Origin of the sequence: Rhizobium sp. 18055 (genome assembly GCF_902706285.1) — a bacterium.
GTDB lineage: Bacteria > Pseudomonadota > Alphaproteobacteria > Rhizobiales > Rhizobiaceae > Rhizobium.
Genome location: NZ_CACSKD010000184.1, coordinates 1 through 487 on the forward strand (window position 1 = coordinate 1; position 487 = coordinate 487).

Sequence of the window (487 nt, forward strand, 5' to 3'; positions counted from 1 at the left end):
TTGATCCGGTCTATACCGGACCAACAACAAAGAAGCCTCTTGCGAAGCCGCTTTGGTGTTGGAATACTTGTCGTTGATTGGTGGAGGATGACGGGATCGAACCGACGACCCCCTGCTTGCAAAGCAGGTGCTCTCCCAGCTGAGCTAATCCCCCACTGATCCTCGCCATCTATTGTTCGGAAGATTTGGTGGGTCTAGTTGGGCTCGAACCAACGACCCCCGCCTTATCAAGACGGTGCTCTAACCAGCTGAGCTACAGACCCATGTCGGTTAGCACCGACTCTTCCAACAACCGATAAGTGTGGGCGTTCAATTTTGAATGCAGTTTCCAGAAAGGAGGTGATCCAGCCGCACCTTCCGATACGGCTACCTTGTTACGACTTCACCCCAGTCACGAACCCTGCCGTGGTAAGCGCCCTCCTTACGGTTAGGCTACCTACTTCTGGCAGAACCCGCTCCCATGGTGTGACGGGCGGTGTGTACAAGA

At 54.4% G+C, this 487-nt stretch carries 2 tRNA genes and 1 rRNA gene; all 3 read right to left on the reverse strand.

From position 1 onward, the window contains the following. Nucleotides 1–78 precede the first annotated feature (78 nt). Nucleotides 79–154 (reverse strand) — tRNA-Ala (locus tag GVL52_RS28630). 32 nt (nt 155–186) lie between these two features. Beyond that, nucleotides 187–263, reverse strand: a tRNA-Ile gene (locus GVL52_RS28635). A 69-nt stretch (nt 264–332) separates the two neighbouring features. Then, nucleotides 333–487 (reverse strand): 16S ribosomal RNA (locus GVL52_RS28640); the annotation flags it as partial.